The organism is Shewanella benthica KT99, from assembly GCF_000172075.1.
GTDB lineage: Bacteria > Pseudomonadota > Gammaproteobacteria > Enterobacterales > Shewanellaceae > Shewanella > Shewanella benthica_A.
Window position 1 is genome coordinate 1 of sequence record NZ_ABIC01000109.1, and the last position, 1,087, is coordinate 1,087.

At 42.3% G+C, this 1,087-nt stretch carries 1 pseudogene; it reads right to left on the reverse strand.

The features are described 5' to 3' along the window. Positions 1-786, reverse strand: a pseudogene (locus KT99_RS19765) (IS1595-like element ISSbe2 family transposase); the annotation flags it as partial. Positions 787-1,087: the final 301 nt, after the last annotated feature.

The window sequence follows — 1,087 nt, forward strand, 5'->3', positions numbered from 1 at the left end:
GCGCATGATTATTGCCAGATTTAACCGCCTATTAGGGATTTCTTTTTCCATTTTTCTTCGGTTAAACCGATAACAGAACTCACTAAGGTATTCGTGAAGGTATTTTCCCGAAACTCCATGAAATGTGCCGAGTAAAAAGGCTTTTAAGTTACCTATTGCAATATGAACCCAAGGCAACCATTCATCGACCAACTCACTCGGTGTAACCCTAGCTTCATGCTGTTGAGTGTTATCTATGATATTCAAAGCGGCTAGTCCGTCAGTATGAACTTCTTGCTGTGCATTTAAGTGCCTAGCAACAAAATCGTTAACGGCTTCATGACAAACACTGTCGACGGCCTGCATAGCGATAAATCCCGCGCGTTTCACTTTGCTTTCAACAGCAATTAACACAGGCGTTTACCCTGCGGCTCCACGTCCGCGTTTACCTTTTCTCTTTCCCCCAACGAAGGCATCATCCATTTCAATGAGACCTGAAAGCCTATATAGACTGTCTCTATGACCCATTGCCGTTCTCAACTTGCTCAATATTAAGCGTGCCGTTCGCCAATTAACCTCTATGAGTTTACTGAGTCTCAATGCTGAAATGCTGCCTTTATCTGAGCCGAGAAAGTAGATGGCCCAAAACCACTTCGCTAAGGGAATACGGCTACCATGGAATACAGTATCTGCGGTGACAGATGTTTGTTTATGACACTGACTACATTCATAGACATCACGAGTAGTGAGCTGATAACTATGCTCACAACTGCACCTAGGACAAATAAAACCAGTAGGCCATCTGATGCACGGCAAGATCATTATAAATTGAACTTTATGCTCAAGTAGCGATCAGATCACCAAATACTCTTTTTTGGTGATGTTAATGACTGCGACCTTTTTAAAACATTTTGATTCGATTGCGGATCCCCGTATTGAGCGTTGTAAAAACATAACTTATTAGATATTATTTTACTCGCTATAAGTGCGGTTATGTCAGCTCTGAAGGATGGGAAGACATTGAAACTTTGGACATCTAAGCTTGATGGCTTCGTCAGTATCGTCTTTAAGCAGTATCCTCGGCATGACACTATTGCCCGTGTATCTG